This is a genomic window from Aquihabitans sp. McL0605, from assembly GCF_049993875.1.
In the GTDB taxonomy this organism is placed as follows: Bacteria; Actinomycetota; Acidimicrobiia; order Acidimicrobiales; family Iamiaceae; genus Aquihabitans.
This window is the reverse complement of sequence record NZ_CP188252.1, coordinates 74213-91328: the sequence shown is the minus strand read 5'-3', so window position 1 is coordinate 91328 and position 17116 is coordinate 74213. Positions and strand designations below refer to the sequence as shown.

General features: G+C 72.2%; 20 protein-coding genes. 14 read left to right on the top strand and 6 right to left on the bottom strand.

From position 1 onward, the window contains the following. The first annotated feature begins 33 nt into the window (after positions 1-33). From ACPPVX_RS00435 to ACPPVX_RS00420, 4 genes are read left to right on the top strand one after another with little or no spacing between them, the layout of a single operon-like run. Positions 34-549, top strand: coding sequence for an NUDIX domain-containing protein (locus ACPPVX_RS00435; RefSeq protein WP_426572902.1), 516 nt, complete (start codon positions 34-36; stop codon positions 547-549). Continuing rightward, entirely contained in the window at positions 546-1472 is a 927-nt protein-coding gene (locus tag ACPPVX_RS00430) for a site-specific tyrosine recombinase (RefSeq protein ID WP_426572901.1), read from the top strand. The genes ACPPVX_RS00435 and ACPPVX_RS00430 overlap by 4 nt, the downstream gene beginning before the upstream one ends. A 9-nt stretch (positions 1473-1481) precedes the next feature. After that, on the top strand, positions 1482-1805 hold the full coding sequence (locus ACPPVX_RS00425) for a TraR/DksA family transcriptional regulator (protein WP_426572900.1): 324 nt from the start codon (positions 1482-1484) through the stop codon (positions 1803-1805). Then, positions 1805-2323 (top strand): HD domain-containing protein, encoded by a 519-nt coding sequence (locus tag ACPPVX_RS00420; protein WP_426572899.1) that lies wholly within the window; start codon positions 1805-1807, stop codon positions 2321-2323. Before ACPPVX_RS00425 ends, ACPPVX_RS00420 begins: the two co-directional genes overlap by 1 nt. Positions 2324-2347: 24 nt before the next feature. On the opposite strand, the gene trpS is transcribed toward ACPPVX_RS00420, so the two are convergent. Beyond that, complete coding sequence (gene trpS, locus ACPPVX_RS00415) at positions 2348-3331, bottom strand: tryptophan--tRNA ligase (RefSeq protein WP_426572898.1); 984 nt, start codon at positions 3329-3331, stop codon at positions 2348-2350. Positions 3332-3426: 95 nt separating this feature from the next. Here trpS and ACPPVX_RS00410 point away from each other — a divergent pair, with 95 nt between their 5' ends. The 9 genes from ACPPVX_RS00410 to ACPPVX_RS00370 all read left to right on the top strand — a co-directional run bounded on the left by ACPPVX_RS00410 (position 3427) and on the right by ACPPVX_RS00370 (position 11529). Beyond that, positions 3427-4221 carry a segregation and condensation protein A gene (locus ACPPVX_RS00410; protein ID WP_426572897.1) on the top strand — a complete coding sequence of 265 codons (795 nt, stop codon included), beginning with the start codon at positions 3427-3429 and terminating at the stop codon, positions 4219-4221. A gap of 11 nt (positions 4222-4232) precedes the next feature. After that, complete coding sequence (scpB, locus tag ACPPVX_RS00405; protein WP_426572896.1) at positions 4233-5069, top strand: SMC-Scp complex subunit ScpB; 837 nt, start codon at positions 4233-4235, stop codon at positions 5067-5069. Further along, complete coding sequence (locus ACPPVX_RS00400; protein ID WP_426572895.1) at positions 5069-5842, top strand: pseudouridine synthase; 774 nt, start codon at positions 5069-5071, stop codon at positions 5840-5842. The genes scpB and ACPPVX_RS00400 overlap by 1 nt, the downstream gene beginning before the upstream one ends. A 10-nt stretch (positions 5843-5852) precedes the next feature. After that, entirely contained in the window at positions 5853-6221 is a 369-nt protein-coding gene (gene aroH, locus ACPPVX_RS00395; protein WP_426572894.1) for a chorismate mutase, read from the top strand. A 9-nt stretch (positions 6222-6230) separates the two neighbouring features. Further along, entirely contained in the window at positions 6231-7304 is a 1074-nt protein-coding gene (locus ACPPVX_RS00390) for a prephenate dehydrogenase/arogenate dehydrogenase family protein (protein WP_426572893.1), read from the top strand. A gap of 59 nt (positions 7305-7363) precedes the next feature. Beyond that, positions 7364-8632 (top strand): 3-phosphoshikimate 1-carboxyvinyltransferase, encoded by a 1269-nt coding sequence (gene aroA, locus ACPPVX_RS00385; protein WP_426572892.1) that lies wholly within the window; start codon positions 7364-7366, stop codon positions 8630-8632. Positions 8633-8643: 11 nt separating this feature from the next. Further along, positions 8644-9300, top strand: a complete 657-nt coding sequence (gene cmk, locus ACPPVX_RS00380) for a (d)CMP kinase (protein WP_426572891.1) — start codon at positions 8644-8646, stop codon at positions 9298-9300. Continuing rightward, complete coding sequence (locus ACPPVX_RS00375) at positions 9297-9995, top strand: lysophospholipid acyltransferase family protein (protein ID WP_426572890.1); 699 nt, start codon at positions 9297-9299, stop codon at positions 9993-9995. The genes cmk and ACPPVX_RS00375 overlap by 4 nt, the downstream gene beginning before the upstream one ends. A 100-nt stretch (positions 9996-10095) precedes the next feature. Then, complete coding sequence (locus ACPPVX_RS00370) at positions 10096-11529, top strand: DUF222 domain-containing protein (RefSeq protein WP_426572889.1); 1434 nt, start codon at positions 10096-10098, stop codon at positions 11527-11529. A gap of 54 nt (positions 11530-11583) precedes the next feature. Here ACPPVX_RS00370 and ACPPVX_RS00365 read toward each other — a convergent pair whose 3' ends face one another. Next, positions 11584-12399, bottom strand: a complete 816-nt coding sequence (locus tag ACPPVX_RS00365) for a hypothetical protein (protein ID WP_426572888.1) — start codon at positions 12397-12399, stop codon at positions 11584-11586. Between ACPPVX_RS00365 and ACPPVX_RS00360 the strand changes: the two genes are divergently transcribed. Beyond that, positions 12398-13213, top strand: coding sequence for a sugar nucleotide-binding protein (locus tag ACPPVX_RS00360; protein ID WP_426572887.1), 816 nt, complete (start codon positions 12398-12400; stop codon positions 13211-13213). The genes ACPPVX_RS00365 and ACPPVX_RS00360 overlap by 2 nt on opposite strands. A 25-nt stretch (positions 13214-13238) precedes the next feature. On the opposite strand, the gene ACPPVX_RS00355 is transcribed toward ACPPVX_RS00360, so the two are convergent. From ACPPVX_RS00355 to ispH, 4 genes are read right to left on the bottom strand one after another with little or no spacing between them, the layout of a single operon-like run. Further along, complete coding sequence (locus ACPPVX_RS00355; protein WP_426572886.1) at positions 13239-14483, bottom strand: lipase family protein; 1245 nt, start codon at positions 14481-14483, stop codon at positions 13239-13241. Between the two features lie 9 nt (positions 14484-14492). After that, a complete protein-coding gene (locus tag ACPPVX_RS00350; RefSeq protein WP_426572885.1) occupies positions 14493-15053 on the bottom strand; it encodes an HD domain-containing protein in 561 nt (186 codons plus the stop codon). Between the two features lie 55 nt (positions 15054-15108). Beyond that, entirely contained in the window at positions 15109-15990 is an 882-nt protein-coding gene (locus ACPPVX_RS00345; protein ID WP_426572884.1) for an aldo/keto reductase, read from the bottom strand. Between the two features lie 31 nt (positions 15991-16021). Then, entirely contained in the window at positions 16022-17047 is a 1026-nt protein-coding gene (gene ispH, locus ACPPVX_RS00340; RefSeq protein ID WP_426572883.1) for a 4-hydroxy-3-methylbut-2-enyl diphosphate reductase, read from the bottom strand. Positions 17048-17116: the final 69 nt, after the last annotated feature.

Sequence of the window (17116 nt, the reverse complement as noted above, 5' to 3'; positions counted from 1 at the left end):
GTGCCCGGGTTCCGCCACCTCGGAGACCGCGAGGTGGCCCAGCTCGACCGCCTCCGCGTGGTGCGCGGCCGCTACGAGGCCCCCGACGGGTCGACCTTCGAGCGCGACGTCGTGCGCAACCAGGCGGTGGTGGCGATGGTGCCGCTGCTCGACGACGGGCGCACGGTGCTGCTCGTCCGCCAGTACCGGGGCCCGATCGACCGCGACCTGCTCGAGCTCCCCGCGGGCCTGTGCGACGTCCCCGGCGAGGAGCCCGAGGCCACCGCCCGCCGCGAGCTGATCGAGGAGGTGGGCCGCGAGAGCGGCACCCTGGAGCTCCTGGCCAGCTACTTCCCGGCGGCCGGGTTCAGCGACCAGTTCGTGCGGCTCTTCCTGGCCACCGAGCTGACCGAGGTGCCCGCAGACCGCCAGGGCATCGAGGAGGCGCACATGACCGTCGAGACGTTCGACCTAGCCGGCCTCGACGCCGCCATCGCCGACGGGACCCTGGCCGACAGCAAGACCATCATCGGCCTCCTGCTGGTGCGGGACCGCCTGCGGGAGCCGTGAACACCCACGACCTGCCCGTGGAGGTCGACGACTTCCTCCTGTCGATGCGCGTCGAGCGAGGACGCTCGACCAACACCCTCAACGCCTACGCCAACGACCTGCGGGGCTACGTGGCCTGGCTCGACGATCACGGCCTGACGGTTGGAGAGGTGACCGAGCCGGTCATCACCGAGTACGTGAACCACCTCCGCGCCAGCGACCGGGCGCCCTCCACCGTCAAGCGCACGCTCGTCTCGGTCCGCGGCCTCCACCGGTTCCTGGCCGAGGAGACCGAGGGCGTGGCCGACCCCACCGTCGACGTCGAGGTGCCGAAGGCGCCCAAGGGCCTGCCGAAGGCGCTGAGCGAAGCCGAGGTCCAGCTGCTGCTCGACTCGGTGACCGGCACCGACGCCATCGCCCGGCGCGACCGCGCCATCGTCGAGGTGCTCTACGGCACCGGCATCCGCATCGCCGAGCTGAGCGGGATGTCGCGCTCCGACCTCGACCTCGATGCCGGCCTGCTCCGCGTGTTCGGCAAGGGCGCCAAGGAGCGCATCGTGCCGCTCGGCCGCTACGCGGTGGTCGCCCTGGTCGATTGGCTCGGGCCGCAGGGCCGCCCGCTCCTCGAGCCCGAGCGCTGGGCCCGCCGAGACGACGCCGACGCCGTGTTCCTCAACCGGCGCGGCGGCCGGCTGCAACGGCAGGGCGCGTGGCTGGTGGTGCGCACCGCCGCCGACCGGTGCGGCCTGGGGTCGCGGCTCACCCCCCACGTGCTGCGCCACTCGTACGCCACCCACATGCTCGACCACGGCGCCGACGTCCGGACCGTGCAGGAGCTGCTCGGCCACGCGTCGATCGCCACCACCCAGGTGTACACGAAGGTGTCGGGGGAGCGGCTCCAGTCGGTGTACCGCACGGCACACCCCCGGGCTTCTGCTGGGTAGCCTGCCTGCATGGCCTCGACCGACCTGACCACCCTCCGCGACACGCTCGAGAGCGAGCGGGCCGAGCTGGCGCGCCAGCTCGAGGAGCTCTCCGAGGGCGGGGCCGCCCCGGACGCGAACGAGAACTTCGCCGATTCCGCCCAGGTGACCGCCGAGCACGTCGAGAACCGCACCCTGGCCGCCACCCTGCAGGACCAGCTCAGCGACGTGGAGTCGGCGATCGACCGCATCGACGCGGGCGCCTACGGCCGCTGCGAGGTGTGCCAGAAGCCCGTGTCTGCGGCTCGCCTGGAGGCGATGCCCAGCACGCGCTTCTGCATCGACCACGCCTGATGGGCGATACCGCCCACCTGGTGAAGCGCTACTTCGGTTCCATCCTGCCCATCGGTCCGTCCAAGGCAGACTCCGCCTGGGTGGCCGCGGAGCTGCTCCCGTCCGAGCTCGAGATCTGGGACAAGATGTCGGCCCAGGACCGGCGCCACGCGGCCGGGGTGGCCCGCCGCGTCGAGCGGGCGCTGGGCGACGAGGCCACGCGGCCGGTGATCGCGGCGGCCCTCCTGCACGACTGCGGCAAGTCGGTGGCGCACCTCGGCACCACCGGTCGGGTGATCGCCACGCTGTCGGCCAAGGTCGCCGGCCGGGACATGGCCACGGCCTGGAGCGAGACCCGCGGCTTCACCCGCCGCGTCGGCCTCTACCTCGAGCACCCCCGCCTGGGCGCCGACCTGCTGGGCCTGGCCGGCTCGGCACCGCTCACCGTGGCGTGGGCGGCCGAGCACCACCTGCCGCCCGAGGACTGGACGGTCCCCGCCGAGATCGGCAAGGTGCTCAAGGACGCCGACGACGACTGATGCCGGCTCCGCTGCCGGGCGGGGTCAGGTGGCGGCGAGGAGGCCGAGGTTGGCCCGGGCACGGGTGAGCGTGGCGGCCGCCAGCTCGCCGGCCTTGGCGGCGCCGACCGCAAGGAGCCGGTGGGTCTCGGCCGGGTCGGCCGCGAGCTCGGCGAAGCGGGCCTGGATGGGGGAGAGGCGCTCGATCACCGCGGCGGCCGTGTCGGCCTTGAGCGGGCCGTACTGGGTGTAGCCCTCGGCCGCCTGCTCCGGCGTGCGCCCGGTGGCGGCACCGAGGATCGACAGCAGGTTGGACACGCCGGGCTTGGCCGCCACGTCGAAGCGGACCTCGCTGTCGGTGTCGGTGACCGCCCGCTTGATCTTCTTCTCGATGACCTTGGGATCGTCGAGCAGGAGGATGGTCCCCGCGGCCGTGTCCTCCGACTTCGACATCTTCGACGTGGGGTCCTGGAGGTCCATCACCCGGGCGCCGGCGGCGGGGAAGGTGGCCGTGGGCACCACGAACGTGTCGCCGTAGCGGGAGTTGAAGCGCTCGGCCACGTCTCGGGCCAGCTCGACGTGCTGGCGCTGGTCGTCGCCCACGGGCACCAGATCGGTGTCGTACAGGAGGATGTCGGCGGCCATCAGCGCCGGGTAGGTGAACAGGCCGCCCGAGACGAACCCGGCCTTGTCGGACTTGTCCTTGAACTGCGTCATCCGGCTGAGCTCGCCGTACGACGCGGTGCACTCCATGATCCAGGCCAGCTCGGCGTGCTGGTGGACGTGGCTCTGCACGAACAGGGTGCAGACCTCGGGATCGAGCCCCATGGCCAGCAGGATCTGGGCGAGGCGCAGGGTGGTGCTGCGCAGCTCGTCGGGGTCCTGCGGGACGGTGAGGGCGTGCAGGTCGACCACGCAGTAGAGGCTGTCGGCTCGGTGCTGGTCCTCGACCCAGTGCTGCAGCGCCCCCAGCACGTTGCCGAGGTGGACGTTGCCGGTGGGCTTGATGCCGGAGAACACGCGGGTCATGGCGGGCGAGCCTAACGGGAGGCTCTCGCCGCCCTGACGTGGGTTCTGGCGATTGGGCCTAGACGAAACCACACCCGTGTAACTACGCTGCCCCCGTGGCCTACGACGTGCAGACCGAGGTGTTCGAAGGTCCGTTCGACCTGTTGCTGCACCTCATCTTGAGCCAGCAGGTGGAGCTGTACGAGATCTCGCTCACCACCATCATCGATGCCTACCTGGGCGAGCTGGACCGGATGGACACCCTCGACCTCGATGTCGCCACCGAGTTCCTGCTCATCGCCGCCACCCTGGTGGAGCTGAAGACCCGCCGCCTGCTCCCCGAAGACGTCGACATCGACCTCGACGACGAGCTGGCGCTCTGGGAGGAGCGAGACCTGCTCCTGGCCCGGCTGGTGGAGTGCAAGACCTTCAAAGATGCCGCCAAGCTGCTCTCGGCCCTGGCCGACCAGGCCGGCCGCTCGTTCCCTCGCACCGTCGGGCTCGACGAGCGCTTCTTGGACCTCGCCCCGGACCTGCTGGCCGGCGTCACCCCGCTCGACCTGCGGGCGGCCTTCTTCCGGGCCATCGAGCCCAAGCCCGTGCCTCGGGTCGAGCTCGATCACGTGGCCCCCTCCCGCCTCAGCGTCACCGAGGCCGTGCAGGAGCTCGCCGACGAGCTGCCTCGCGTCGGCACCATCACCTTCCGCGGCCTCACCGACTCGTTCGTCGAGCGGCTCGAGGTCGTGGTGCGGTTCCTGGCTGTCCTCGAGCTGTACAAGCAGGGCATGATCGACCTGGATCAGCCCACCACCTTCGGTGATCTCACCATCACCTGGGTGGGCGGCGAGTCCGATGAGGACCGCTCCGTCCTGGCCGGCATCGCCGCCCGGGTCGACACGTACGAGGGATAGGAACCGTGGCCATGTCCACCGAATCGGCGCGCGCCATCGAGGCGATCCTGATGGTCGCCCAGGAGCCGGTCGAGACCCACCTCCTGGCCCAGCTGCTCGAGATCGCCCCGGCGCTCGTCGACGAGATCTGCGCCCAGCTCCAGGCCGAGTACGTGGCGCAGGAGCGCGGCTTCGTCCTGGTGAAGGTGGCCGGCGGCTACCGGTTCCAGAGCCACGCCGACCTGGCCGCCTACGTGGAGCGCTTCGCCCTCGAGGGCCAGAGCGCCCGCCTGTCGTCGGCGGCCCTCGAGACCCTCGCCATCGTCGCCTACAAGCAGCCGCTGTCGCGGGCGCAGATCGCCGCCATCCGCGGCGTCAGCGTCGAAGGCGTGATGCGGACGCTCCAGCAGCGCGGCTACGTCGAGGAGATCGGCCGAGACTCCGGGCCGGGCCAGGCGGCCCTGTTCGGCACCAGCAAGGAGTTCCTCGAGCGCATGGGCCTCGATCGCATCGAGGACCTGCCCGCCATCGCCGACCTGTTCCCGTCGGCCGAGATCATGGAGGCGCTCGAGCTCACCCTCCGCGCCGAGCGCCCCGAGGCCGATCAGCTGCCCCTGGACGAGGCTCCCGTCGACGCCGCCGCGGCACCGGGCGATGCCCCCGCGGCCGAGGCCGTCGCCGCCGAGGCGGGTACCGACCCGACCGACGATGCCGCCCTGCTCGCCATGGGCGACGACGACTTCCCCGAGCCGGAGCTTCCGGCCTGGGCGGTCGACCCGCCCGCCGAGGGCCCTCCAGCCGATGTCGACCTGACTGCCGATCTCGACGTCGATGCTGACGGCCAGGCGGATCGGCCGGCCGAGCCCTGATGGCCGACAGCGAGCCGGCGGGCCACCCCGACGGCGAGCGTCTGCAGAAGGTGCTGGCCCGCGTCGGCATCGGGTCCCGGCGCATCTGCGAGGACCTGATCGCCGAGGAGCGCGTGAAGGTGAACGGCGAGATCGCCGAGCTCGGCCGCCGGGTCGACCCCGAGCGAGACCTCGTCGAAGTCGACGGAGCACCCATCGGCACCCGCCAGGGGCTGGTCCACTACCTGCTCAACAAGCCCGCCGGTGTGGTCACCACGGCCTCCGACCCGCAGGGCCGCCCCACGGTGATCGACCTGCTGCCCGCCGAGCCGCGGGTGTTCCCCGTCGGCCGCCTCGACCTCCAGACCGAGGGCCTGCTGCTGCTCACCAACGACGGTGAGCTGGCCAACCGCATCGCCCACCCGTCGCACGGGGTCGACAAGGAGTACCTGGCCGAGGTGGTCGGCACCCCGTCGCGCGCCGCCCTGCGCCAGCTGCGCGAGGGCGTCGAGCTCGACGACGGGATCACCGCCCCGGCCGCCGCCACCCTGGTCGAGGGCTCGCTCGTGAAGCTCACCATCCACGAGGGGCGCAACCGCCAGGTCCGCCGGATGCTCGACGCCGTGGGCCATCCCGTGACCCGGCTGATCCGCACGCGCATCGGTCCGATCACCGATCGCCGCCTCGAACCGGGCGCATGGCGGCCCCTCACCGCGGCTGAGCTGCGGTCGCTGGAGGCCGCGGTGGGCGAGGCGGGCCGAACCCAGCCCGGGACCACCGACCCCGGTCGGTAGCATCGCTCCGATGCCTTCCGCCGTACGAGCCCTCCGCGGCGCCACCACGTGTGACGTCGACGACCCCGCGCAGATCACCGAGCGCACCGTCGCGCTCCTCGAGGAGATGTTCGCCCGCAACGGCGTCGACCACGACCACCTGATCAGCATCCTGTTCACCACCACCCCCGACCTGGTGTCCACGTTCCCGGCCACCGCGGCCCGCACCATCGGCCTCGGCGACGTGCCGCTGCTGTGCGCGCAGGAGATCCCCGTCCCCGGGTCGATGTCGATGTGCATCCGGGTGATGGCCCACCTGGAGACCGATCGCGCTCGCAGCGAGCTCCACCACGTCTACCTCGAGCACGCGGTCAGCCTCCGAGACGATCTCCCGAGCTAGCGCCGAGCCGTGGCAGACCTGGGCGCCCCGCAACGGGCGGCGATCATCGGCACCGGCCTGATCGGTGGCTCCATCGGCCTGGCCCTGCGCGCCCGGGGGTGGCAGGTGTCGGGCACCGACGCCGACCCGGCCGCCGCCCAACGGGCCCTCGAGCTGGGTGCCATCGATGCCATCGGCATCGACCCGGCAGCCACCATCACGTTCGTCGCCGCGCCCGTCCGCTCGATCACCACCGAGGTGCGCCGGGCGCTCGAGCAGACCGCTGGCGTCGTCACCGACGTCGGGTCGGTCAAGGCGTCGCTGGTCGCCGAGATCGACCACCCCCGGTTCGTGGGGGGCCACCCCATGGCCGGCTCCGAGCAGCTCGGCGTCGAGGGCAGCTCGCCCGACATGTTCCAAGGCGCCGTCTGGGTCCTGACCCCGGTCGCCCACACCGATGCCGACCAGTACGCCACCGTCGACGCCGTGGTCCGCTCGCTCGGCGCCGAGGTGGTGGCGCTGGCACCGGAACGCCACGACGCCCTGGTCGCCGTCGTGTCCCACGTGCCGCACCTGACCGCCGCCGCGCTGATGAGCATCGCGGATGAGCGCGCCGACGAGCACGCCGCCCTCCTGCGGCTCGCGGCCGGCGGCTTCCGCGACATGACGCGCATCGCCGCCGGCACTCCCACCATCTGGCCCGACATCTGCGGCGAGAACCGGGTGGCCATCGTCGAGATGATCGACCAGCTCACCGGCGAGCTCGGCCGGCTCCGCTCGCTGGTGGCCGAAGGCGACCACGACGGCCTGCTCACCGCGCTCGAGCGGGCGCAGGAAGCCCGCCGCAACCTGCCCAGCCGCATCGCCCAGCCGGCCGCGGTGGCCGAGGTGCGGGTGCCCGTGCCCGACCGCGGTGGCGTGATCGCCGAGGTGGCCACCCTGGCCGCCGAGCTCGACGTCAACATCGCCGACTTCGAGATCGCCCACTCCAGCGAAGGCGACCGCGGCGTGCTCATCCTGCTCGTCGACCGCACCTCGGCCGAGCCGTTCCGCGCCGGCCTGGCCGACCGCGGCTACAAGCCCACCGTCACCTACCTCCAATGAGCGGGCCCGCCGATCCGTTCGGCCTGGCAGCCCTGCCCGATCCACTTCCGATCGCGCCGGTGACCGGGCCGCTCCACGCCGTGGTCCGCCCCCCGGGATCGAAGTCGATCACCAATCGGGCCCTCGTGTGCGCGGCGCTCGCCGCCGGCACCTCGGAGCTCCGCGGGGCCCTGTTCGCCGATGACACCGAGGCGATGATCGGGGTCCTCACCGCCCTGGGCATCGAGGTCAGCGCCGACCCGTTCGCCGGCTCCCTCCGCGTGGCGGGATGCGCCGGTGAGGTTCCCGCCAGCGCCGCCGAGATCGACACGCGCCAGTCAGGGACGACGTCGCGCTTCACGCTGCCGCTCCTGGCGCTCGGGTCGGGCTCGTACCGGGTCACGGCTCACCCCCAGATGCAGGCCCGTCCGATGGGCACCACGTTCGACGCCCTCGCGGAGATGGGCGTCGGCATCGAGGCGCTCGGCTCCGACGGCCACCTGCCCGCCACCGTGACCAGCGGCCGTGCCCGCACCGCGGTGCTCCGGATCGCCGGCGATGCCTCGAGCCAGTTCCTGTCCGGGCTGCTCATGATCGGCCCGTGCCTGCCCGACGGACTGGTCATCGAGCTGACCACCGACCTGGTCTCACGGCCGTACGTCGAGCTCACCATCGCCGTGATGGCCTCGTTCGGGGCGGTCGTGGAGCAGCCCGACGAACGCACCTTCGCCGTCGCCCCGGGCGGCTACGTCGCCACCGGCTACGAGGTCGAGCCCGATGCCAGCGCGGCGTCCTACCCGCTCGCCGCCGCGGCTCTGTGCGGCGGCTCCGTCACCGTCGAGGGCCTCGGGTCGAGCGCGCTCCAAGGTGACGCCGCGTTCGCCGACGTGCTGGGCCTGATGGGCGCTGACGTCCACCGGACCGGCCACGCCACCACCGTCACCGCCACCCGCGGGGCCCTGCTCGGCGGCACGTTCGACTTCACCCACATCTCCGACACGGCGCAGACGTTGGCGGTGCTGGCACCGTTCGCCGAGGGGCCCGTGACGATCACCGGGATCGGGTTCATCCGCCGCAAGGAGATCGATCGGGTGGCGGCGGTCGCCACCGAGCTGCGCCGGGCCGGCACCGACGTCCACGAGGACCCGGACGGCTGGACCATCCACCCCGGACCGGTCGCACCCGCCACCTTCGAGACGTACGACGACCACCGCATGGCCATGAGCTTCGCCTTGCTCGGCCTGCGCGTGCCGGGGATCGCCATCTCCGGACCGGGGTGCGTCGCCAAGACCTTCCCGGGCTACTGGGCGATGCTCGACGGGCTTCGACCGGCCGACGACGGCCGGTAGGGTCTGCTCCCGTGTCCGACGCCCCCGACCGACCCTTCACCGTGATCGCCATCGATGGTCCTGCCGGCTCTGGCAAGTCCACCGTCGGCCGTCGCCTCGCCGCCACGCTGGGGCTCGACTACCTCGACACCGGTGCCATGTACCGGGGCGTCACGTTCGCCGCCCTGCGCCGCAACATCGATCCGGCCGACACCGACGTGGTGGCGCGCCTGGCCGAGCAGGTCGAGCTCGACCTCCAAGACGGCACCCTGATCGTCGACGGCGTCGACGCCACCATCGAGATCCGCGGCCCCGAGGTCACCCGGGCGGTGTCGCTGGTGGCCGCCAACCCGGCCGTGCGCAAGGAGCTGGTCCGCCGCCAGCGCGAGTGGGCCGAGGCCCGCAACGGCGGCGTGCTCGAGGGCCGCGACATCGGGTCGGTGGTGTTCCCCGATGCCGCGCTCAAGGTGTACCTGACGGCGTCGCCCGAGGTGCGCGCCGAGCGCCGCTCCAAGGAGGTCACCGACCTCGACTACGAGACCGTGGCCGCCGACATCGCCCGCCGAGACGCCGCCGACCAAGGCCGCGACGACAGCCCGCTGGCCCAGGCAGAGGGCGCCCTGGTGGTCGACACCAGCGACCGAGACGTCGACGAGATCGTGGCGGATCTGGTCGCCCGCCTGTCATGAGCGCCGAACCGTCCGAGCACGCCCGTTCCGGCACCAAGGGCGAGCTGCTGTTCTACGCCATCGTCCGGGCTGCGCTGCTGGGGGCGTGCAAGGTCTGGTTCCGGGTGAGCGCCAAGGGTCGCCAGCACGTGCCGGCGGAGGGCGCGTTCATCCTGGCGCCGGTCCACCGGTCCAACCTCGACTTCGCGCTCGTGCTCATCTGCACCAAGCGCCGGATGCGGTACCTCGCCAAGGACTCGCTGTGGAAGGGCCAGGGGTTCTGGGCCAAGGTCTTCACCGGGCTCGGCGGCATCCCGGTGGCTCGCGGCACCGCCGATCGAGAAGCGCTGCGCACCTGCATCGAGGTGCTCGAGGCAGGGGAGCCGCTGGTGATGTTCCCCGAGGGCACCCGCCAGCACGGCCCGGTGATCGAGGAGCTGTTCGACGGCCCGGCGTTCGTGCAGAGCCGCACCGGCGTCCCGATCATCCCTGTCGGCATCGGCGGCTCCGAGGGCGCCATGCCCAAGGGCTCCAAGATCCCCAAGCCCAAGAAGATCACCGTCCTCGTCGGTGCCCCGCTGGAACCGAGCGACGCCGTGGGCCCCAAGGCCAAGCGCGCCGCCATCCGCGACCGCACGACCGAGCTCCACACCGTGGTCCAGGCCCTCTTCGACGAGGCCCAGACCAGCGCCGGCACGCCCAACCCGCCCGCCTGATACCCAGGCTCGGCCGTCGGCGGCCCGTCCCCGTGCCCGATGTCCGATTTCAGGGTGTTTGGCTCCCTTCGGTGTCATACCCCCTCGGTAGGCTGACGCCATGGCTTCGGCGGTCAGGGATCCTCAGGTGGCGGCTGCGATCGATGAGATCGGCGCGTCGCTCGGCGTGCTGACCGCGTATGACTCGCTCCCGGGCTCGTGTGATGACGCGCTGGCCGAGGTGCGGGAGATCGAGGCGCTGGCCCGGCGGATCGACGCCGTGCAGATCCGGGCGGTCGCTCGCATCGACCGGTCCGGGGTGCACAAGGACGACGGGCATTCCTCGGCCAAGGTGATGGTCCGCCACGGCGCCAACCTGTCCGATGCCGTGGCGCTGCGGCGGGATCGGGTGATGCGCATGGAACGGGACCTGCCGATGGTGGCGGCCGCGCACGCCCAGGGTCGGATCGGTCCAGCGCAGGTCGACCGGATCGCCCGGGTGTACGCCAACCGGAGGGTGCGCGACCGGTTGACCGCGGCCGATGGAGAGGTGGCCGAGTACGCCGCTCGGAGTCCGTACCGCAAGCTCGATGAAGCGCTGACCGACTGGGAGCGCCTGGCCGATGAGGATGGTGCCGGAGACCGAGCCGAGCGCAGCCACGCCAACCGTGACCTCGTGTCCCACCGCAACCTCGACGGCTCCCGCCGCATCGAAGGCGGGTGCGGGTCGATGGACGGCCAGATCATCGGCGACATCATCGAGCGCCAGGTCCGCCGCGAGTGGGAGCGGGATTGGGCTGATGCGCGCTGCCGGCTCGGCGACGAGGCCACCGTCAGCGATCTGGCCCGGACCCATGGGCAGCGGCGCTTCGATGCGGTGAAGGCCCTGCTGGTCCGGGGCGACCTCGCCATCACCGACCTGGAGGGCGGGGCCCAGACCTGCACCGACGTCGTCATCGACGAGGTCACCCTCGAGCGGCACGTCGCCAAGCTGTTCGGCGAAGACCCCGGACCCGACCCGCGCCTCGACACGTGGTGGCAGGACCTGACCGAGGCCACCGGCATCACCGGCGTCGATGCGGAGGATCCGGTCGGCTCCGACGCGGAGGAGGGCGCGGCGCCGCCCGACGGGCACGGGAGAGGTGGCAACGGGTTGGTGGGCTTCCGGTGCGGGACCATCGACGGGCACCCGCTCGATCCCACCGAGGCCACGGTCGCCACGCTCGTCGGCCAGCTTCGGCGGGTCGTCGTCGGCGCCGACAGCGTCGTGCTCGACATGGGACGGCGGCAGCGCTGCTTCACCGGTGCCCGCCAGCTCGCCGTCCGGCTGTCCAACGCCACCTGCGTGTGGACCGGCTGCCACGTCCCGTCCAGCCAGTGCCAGTGCGACCACCTCGAAGGGTTCAACGGTCCAGGCGCGGGCAGTACGAACCCCGGCAACGGGGCACCAGCTTGTGGCAGGCACAACCGGTTCAAGGAACAGGGCTTCACCGTGGTCCGGGACCAGCGCGGTCGCTGGCACGTCTACCGCCCCGACGGCACCGAGATCACTTGACCCCGTCGCGCCCCGGCTAGCGGACGGGTCCGTCGCCTGGAGGGGGCGCCGGCGCTACGAGCAGTCGTTGAGGTCGGTCGTGTTCAGGAACCCGATGCCCGGGCCGGGAGCGGTGACCTCACCGTCCACTCCGAACGAGCGAACGGCCAGGTGCGGGATGTCCGGGAAGGAGGTCCCCCCACCCTTGGGAGTGCAACCGTCGGGTCGCTGCACGACGACGAGCCGATAGGTCACGGCGGCCTTGGGGGCCAGATCGATGCCGAGGTCGAAGTCGGCATCCACCGCTGAGTAGGGGAACGACGTGCGCCGCGGTGCCATCGATCCATGGGTTCCAGGGCCCTCCAGGCTCACGGCCTCGATCGCGGGGCCGGCCTCGGGACCGAGCACGGGGAACGACAGGCGCTGGAGCCGCACCGACCTGGACCCACCGTTCGAGATCTCGAAGGTGTACGTGCACCGCATGTCGGCGGTCACCAGCGCCACCGGGAGGAGCGGCTCGTCCTCGCCAAAGACGGGCTCCGACATCGTGCGCTCCTCGACCGTGGTGCCCGTGCACGCGAGCGGCGCCGGCTCGGTGGAGACGCGCACGTGGGACCGATCCCGAGCCGCCAGCGCCGGCCGTCCCCAGCTGAAGCCGGCGGCGACCACCACCGCGGCCACGACCAGCCCGCCCCCGATCCAGCGCCGCGTGCGCAGCCGGGGATCGATCCCGGGGTGTTCGCCGGCCGGGCGAGCGGCCGCGCTCACGGGCGTCTCCGTCTCGAGCTCCACCGCTCCCGCCACCCCGCCCGCCACCATGTGCTCAGTCTGCACGACCGCCGTCGGCGGTGGAGCAGATGTCCACGCCTGCCCGGCGTAGGGTCCGGCCATGTCGAGGCGGGTCGTGCTGGTGACGGGAGCGTCGGGCCTCGTCGGGACCTGGTTGCGCCGGATGGCGCCCGACGACGTGCACGTGGTGGCCCTGGTGCACCGCACCCCGATCGCCGAGGGCGACACGGTCACCGCCGACCTCCGCGACCCTGCGGCGGTCGCCGCCGCGGTCGACGCGGTGCGGCCCTCGGTGGTGATCCACGCGGCGATGGTGATCGACGAGGCATCGATCGTCGGAGCCACCGCCAACGTCGCGGAAGCGGTGGCCGCGGTGGACGCCGAGCTGGTCCACGTCTCGACCGATGCGGTGTTCTCGGGCGACGGGTGCGCGCTCGACGAAGGCGAGGCACCGGATCCCATCTGGGACTACGGACGGTGGAAGGCGCAGGCGGAGCGGGCCGCGCTCGCGACCTCGACCCCGTCGACGGTCGTCCGGCTGCCCCTGGTCGTGTCGCTCGACCCCGAGGATCACGCCGTCGAGCGGATCCATCAGGGCGTGCGAGACGGTCGACCGACGGCGTGGTTCGATGACGAGCTGCGCCAGCCGGCCATGGCCTCCGACATCGCTGCGGGGATCTGGCGGATCGCGGCACGGCCGGCGGCGGAGCGGGCAGGGGTCTGGCACCTGATGGGGCCCGAGACCCTGAGCCGCTACGAGATAGCGATGCGGGTCGCGGCGGCCTTGGGCGCGGACCCATCGATCGTCGAACCGGAGCCGACGCCGCCGACCGCGGTGCGCCCGCGCCACCTCGATCTCCGCAGCGACCGCGCTCGTGCGGCGATCGGCTGGGACCCCGCCCCGATCCTGAGCTGAGGAGCCCAGCGGACGCCAGCGGCGCTCAGCAGTCGGTGGCGACCGGCTGGCCGGCGAAGCGGGCCTGCACCCACCGCGACACCTGGTCGACCGACTTCGCCACCACCGTGTCGTGGTCGGCACCCGGCACGTCGACCTGCTCGACGACCTGGCCGAGCCCGCACAGGCGCCGGTGGAGCGCGGCGGTGCGGGCGGGCAGCACCAGGCTGTCCTGCTCGCCTTGGACCAGCAGGATCGGTGCTTTGGATGCGACGTGTCCAGGATCGTTCACCTTGAGCCAGGCCTGGCCCACCGGGGCGGTGCGCGGATCGGTGGTGAAGTACCCGGGGTCGGCCGCTGGACCGGCCATCGCGGCGCTGATGTCCTGCACGCAGCCCTGCTGGATCACCGCGGAGGACACGAGGGCGGCAGGGTTGAGGTAGTCGGCGAGGTGGACGTCGGGGTCTTCAGCGGCAACGCCGGCGAGCACCATCGTCGTGATGACCCGTAGCTGCAGCTGGTCGCCGTAGGTCTCGCCGAGCTCGGCTCCGGGCGCCAGGGCCACCGTGCCGAGCAGCTTGGCGTCGGGCAGGCGGGCGGACGCCATCTCGCCGGTGACCAGCGCGGCGTGGCCGCCCTGGGACACCCCCGCGACCAGCCACTCGTCGCCGGCGTGGACGTCGGGCATCGAGCGAGCGGCCACCACCTCGTCGATCACCGCGTGGCCCTCGGCCGCGGCGTTGAGATAGGGGTGGAGCTCGCCCACCGGGCCCAGCCCGATGTAGTCGGTGGCGACCTGCACCGCCTTCACGCCGTAGTCAGGAGGTGGGGCCGGGTGGTGGCTCGGGGCACAGGGCGCGGCCAGGCCGGTCGTTCCGTGGGCCCACGCGACGACCGGCCAGCCGCCAGCGGGGGCGGCGCCATCGGGCACGTACAGGAGCCCGGTGACGGCACGGTCGGTGCCCTTCTCGTCGGTCGAGTGGTACATGACCCGCATGCCGGAGGAGCCGTCGGGTGCACCCACCGGCATCGTGCGGATGAGCTGCCCGGGCGTACCGGCGGGGAGGGGATCGGGCACCTCGTAGAACGCCTCGGCCGGGCCGCGGAACGATTCCGGCTGTGGGCCGGCGGTCGTGGTCCGTACACGGGTGGTGGAGGTTGCTCCACCGGTGGAGGTGGTCGTCGCATCGGAGCGAGACGCCGAGGGCGCGTCGCTGGAGCAGCCGGCGAGCCCGGCCGCGACGGCGAGCAGCGCGGCGATGGTGATCGCCGTCCTCGTCCGCCTGATCACCGGGGTGCCCTACAGGTAGCGGGGGGTGGCGAAGACCTCTCGGACCATGGGCTCGAAGTGCTCGAGCGGGTAGGTCTCGGCGTCGGGGTCGAACGCGATCTGATCCCACTCGTCGGCGAACAGGGCGGCGATGTCGTAGAACTCCGCGCCCTCGTACTTGTCACGGGCGTTGACGTCGCCGCCGAAGTGGCCGTAGTAGTGCTTGCCCTGGAAGTCCTGGTGGACGCGGATGGCGTCGTAGATCTCGGGCCGCACGTAGGGCTTGAGGATCTCGGCGGCGATCCCAGGGTGGTTCATCACGCTGATGAGCTTGCCGATGTCGTGGCACAGGGCGGCCACGATCATCTCTTGGTCGGCCCCGGCCTTCTCGGCGAGCGTGGCCGTCTGGCAGGCGTGGACCAGCTGGTTGGTGCTGAAGCCGTCGGTGATGGCTTCGAGGCGCTGGAGCATGTTGAGGACCTCGTCGGCCACGCGCGGCTGCGCCGCCATGGTCTCGGCCCCGATCACCGACCACTGCTCGGCGGTGGACTCGTCCATGCGGGTGAAGCTCGTGTGGGTGCTCGCGCTCATGGCGACCATTCTGCCGCGCTCAGCCCCGATCTGCAGGCCGTTCGGCCGAGCCCGGTCAGATGCGGTCGAGGGCACCGCCGTCGAACAGCGGGGCCATGTCGTTCGCCTCGACGTCGCCCTGGAGCTCGGCGGCGGACGGCACCGGTGCACCCGCCTCGGCCGCGGCGACGATCGCCGCCAACAGGTTGGCGTCGCTCGACGTGTTCAGGAAGATGCCGTCACGGCCGAGCACGAACGCCACCGCTCGATCGAGGGCCGGGCCGGGCGGAAGCGGTTCGTACCAGGCGAACCGGGGCCCGTCGGCGTCGGCCTGCCAGCGGCGCCGGGCGATCGCCTTGATGGTCTGCACGGCCACGCCGCGATCGGCGCAGGTGACGAGCAACGAGTCGAACGACGCCAGGTACGCCGGGTCCTGGCACAGGACGTGGTTGTAGGGGAGCAGGACCGAGTCGTAGTCGAACGCCTCGAGGCTCCGCCGGTGCGATTCGGCGATGCGCAGCCCGTGGCCGGTCACGCCGATGTGGCGCACCAAGCCCTCCTCGCGGGCCGCGACCAGCCCCTCCACGGCGCCACCGGGGCCGTGGGCCACCGCCCACTCGTCGGGCTCCACCAGGTTGTGGAGCTGGATGAGGTCGAGATGATCCACGCCCAGCCGCTCCAGCGAGGCCTCCACCTGCCGCCGGGCACCCGATGCCGTGCGCTGGTCGGTCTTCGATGCGAGGAAGACGTCGTCTCGGTGGTCGGCGAGGAACGGCGCCAGGCGCAGCTCGGAGTCGCCGTAGGAGGCGGCGGTGTCGATGTGGTTGATGCCGACGGTCCACACCTGGTCGAGGGTGCGGTCGGCTCGCTCGGGGCTCATGGCGCTGAGCGCGGCGGCGCCGAAGATCAGGCGGGAGCTCTCGTGGCCGGTCCGGCCGAACAGCAGACGGGGGAGCACGGCCCGACCGTACCCCTGACCGGGACCGGTTTCAGAGGGAGGCGAGGACGTCGGCAGCGTGGATGCTGCGCTCGTCGGCGGCGGGGCGGTCGGGGACGGAGCCGCCCAGCGACAGCGTGGCCAGCAGGTCGATGCCGGTGAGGAGGTCTCGCAGGTTGCGCGGGGTGGGGAAGTACTCGTCCTCGGTGGTGATGGCCACCTCGTCGACGCCGTTGACGGGGGCGAGGGCGGCGATGACCTCCTCGACCAGCGACTCGGGGGCCGATGCCCCGGCGGTGACGCCCACCACGCCGCTGAGGTCGTCGGGGAGCTCAGCGGCCGAGTTGATGCGGTGGACGCGGGTGCCGGCGTCTCGGGCCAGCTTCTCGAGGGCCACGGTGTTGGACGAGTTGGCCGAGCCGATCACGACGACGGCATCGCACTGCGGGGCGATCTCGGCCAGCGCGCCCTGGCGGTTGGTGGTGGCGAAGCACAGGTCGGAGCGGCCCGGGGTCCACAGGTCGGGGAAGCGCTCCCGGGTGGCGTCGAGGACGCCCTTCCAGTCGCGGTGGCTGAGGGTGGTCTGGGCCAGCATGGCGACCGGGGTCTCGAACTGGGGGAGGGCGTCGACCTCGTCGATGTTCTCGACGCGGTGGATGGCGTCGGGGGCGACGGCCATGGTGCCGACGGCCTCCTCGTGGCCGTCGTGGCCCACATAGACGATCTGGTAGCCCTTGCCGGCCCGCACCTTCACCTCGTGGTGGACCTTGGTGACCAACGGGCACACGGCGTCGACCACGTAGCCGCCGTTGGCGCGTGCGGCGGCCACCACCTCGGGAGCGGAGCCGTGGGCCGACAGCATGAGCGGCCGGCCCGGAGGCACGTCGGCGATCTCGTCGACGAAGACCACGCCCAGATCTTCGAAGCGCTTGACCACCGACTGGTTGTGGACGATCTCGTGGTAGCAGTACACGGGCGGCTCGAAGGCCCGCACCATCCAGGCCAGGGCCTTGATGGCCATCTCCACCCCGGCACAGAACCCTCTCGGGGCAGCCAGCAGCACCTTGTCGACGGCCATGCCCCAACCCTACCGGTGCGCCCGAACCCCCAGACCAGAGGGGTGAGCGGGGCTTCCCGGTAGGATCGT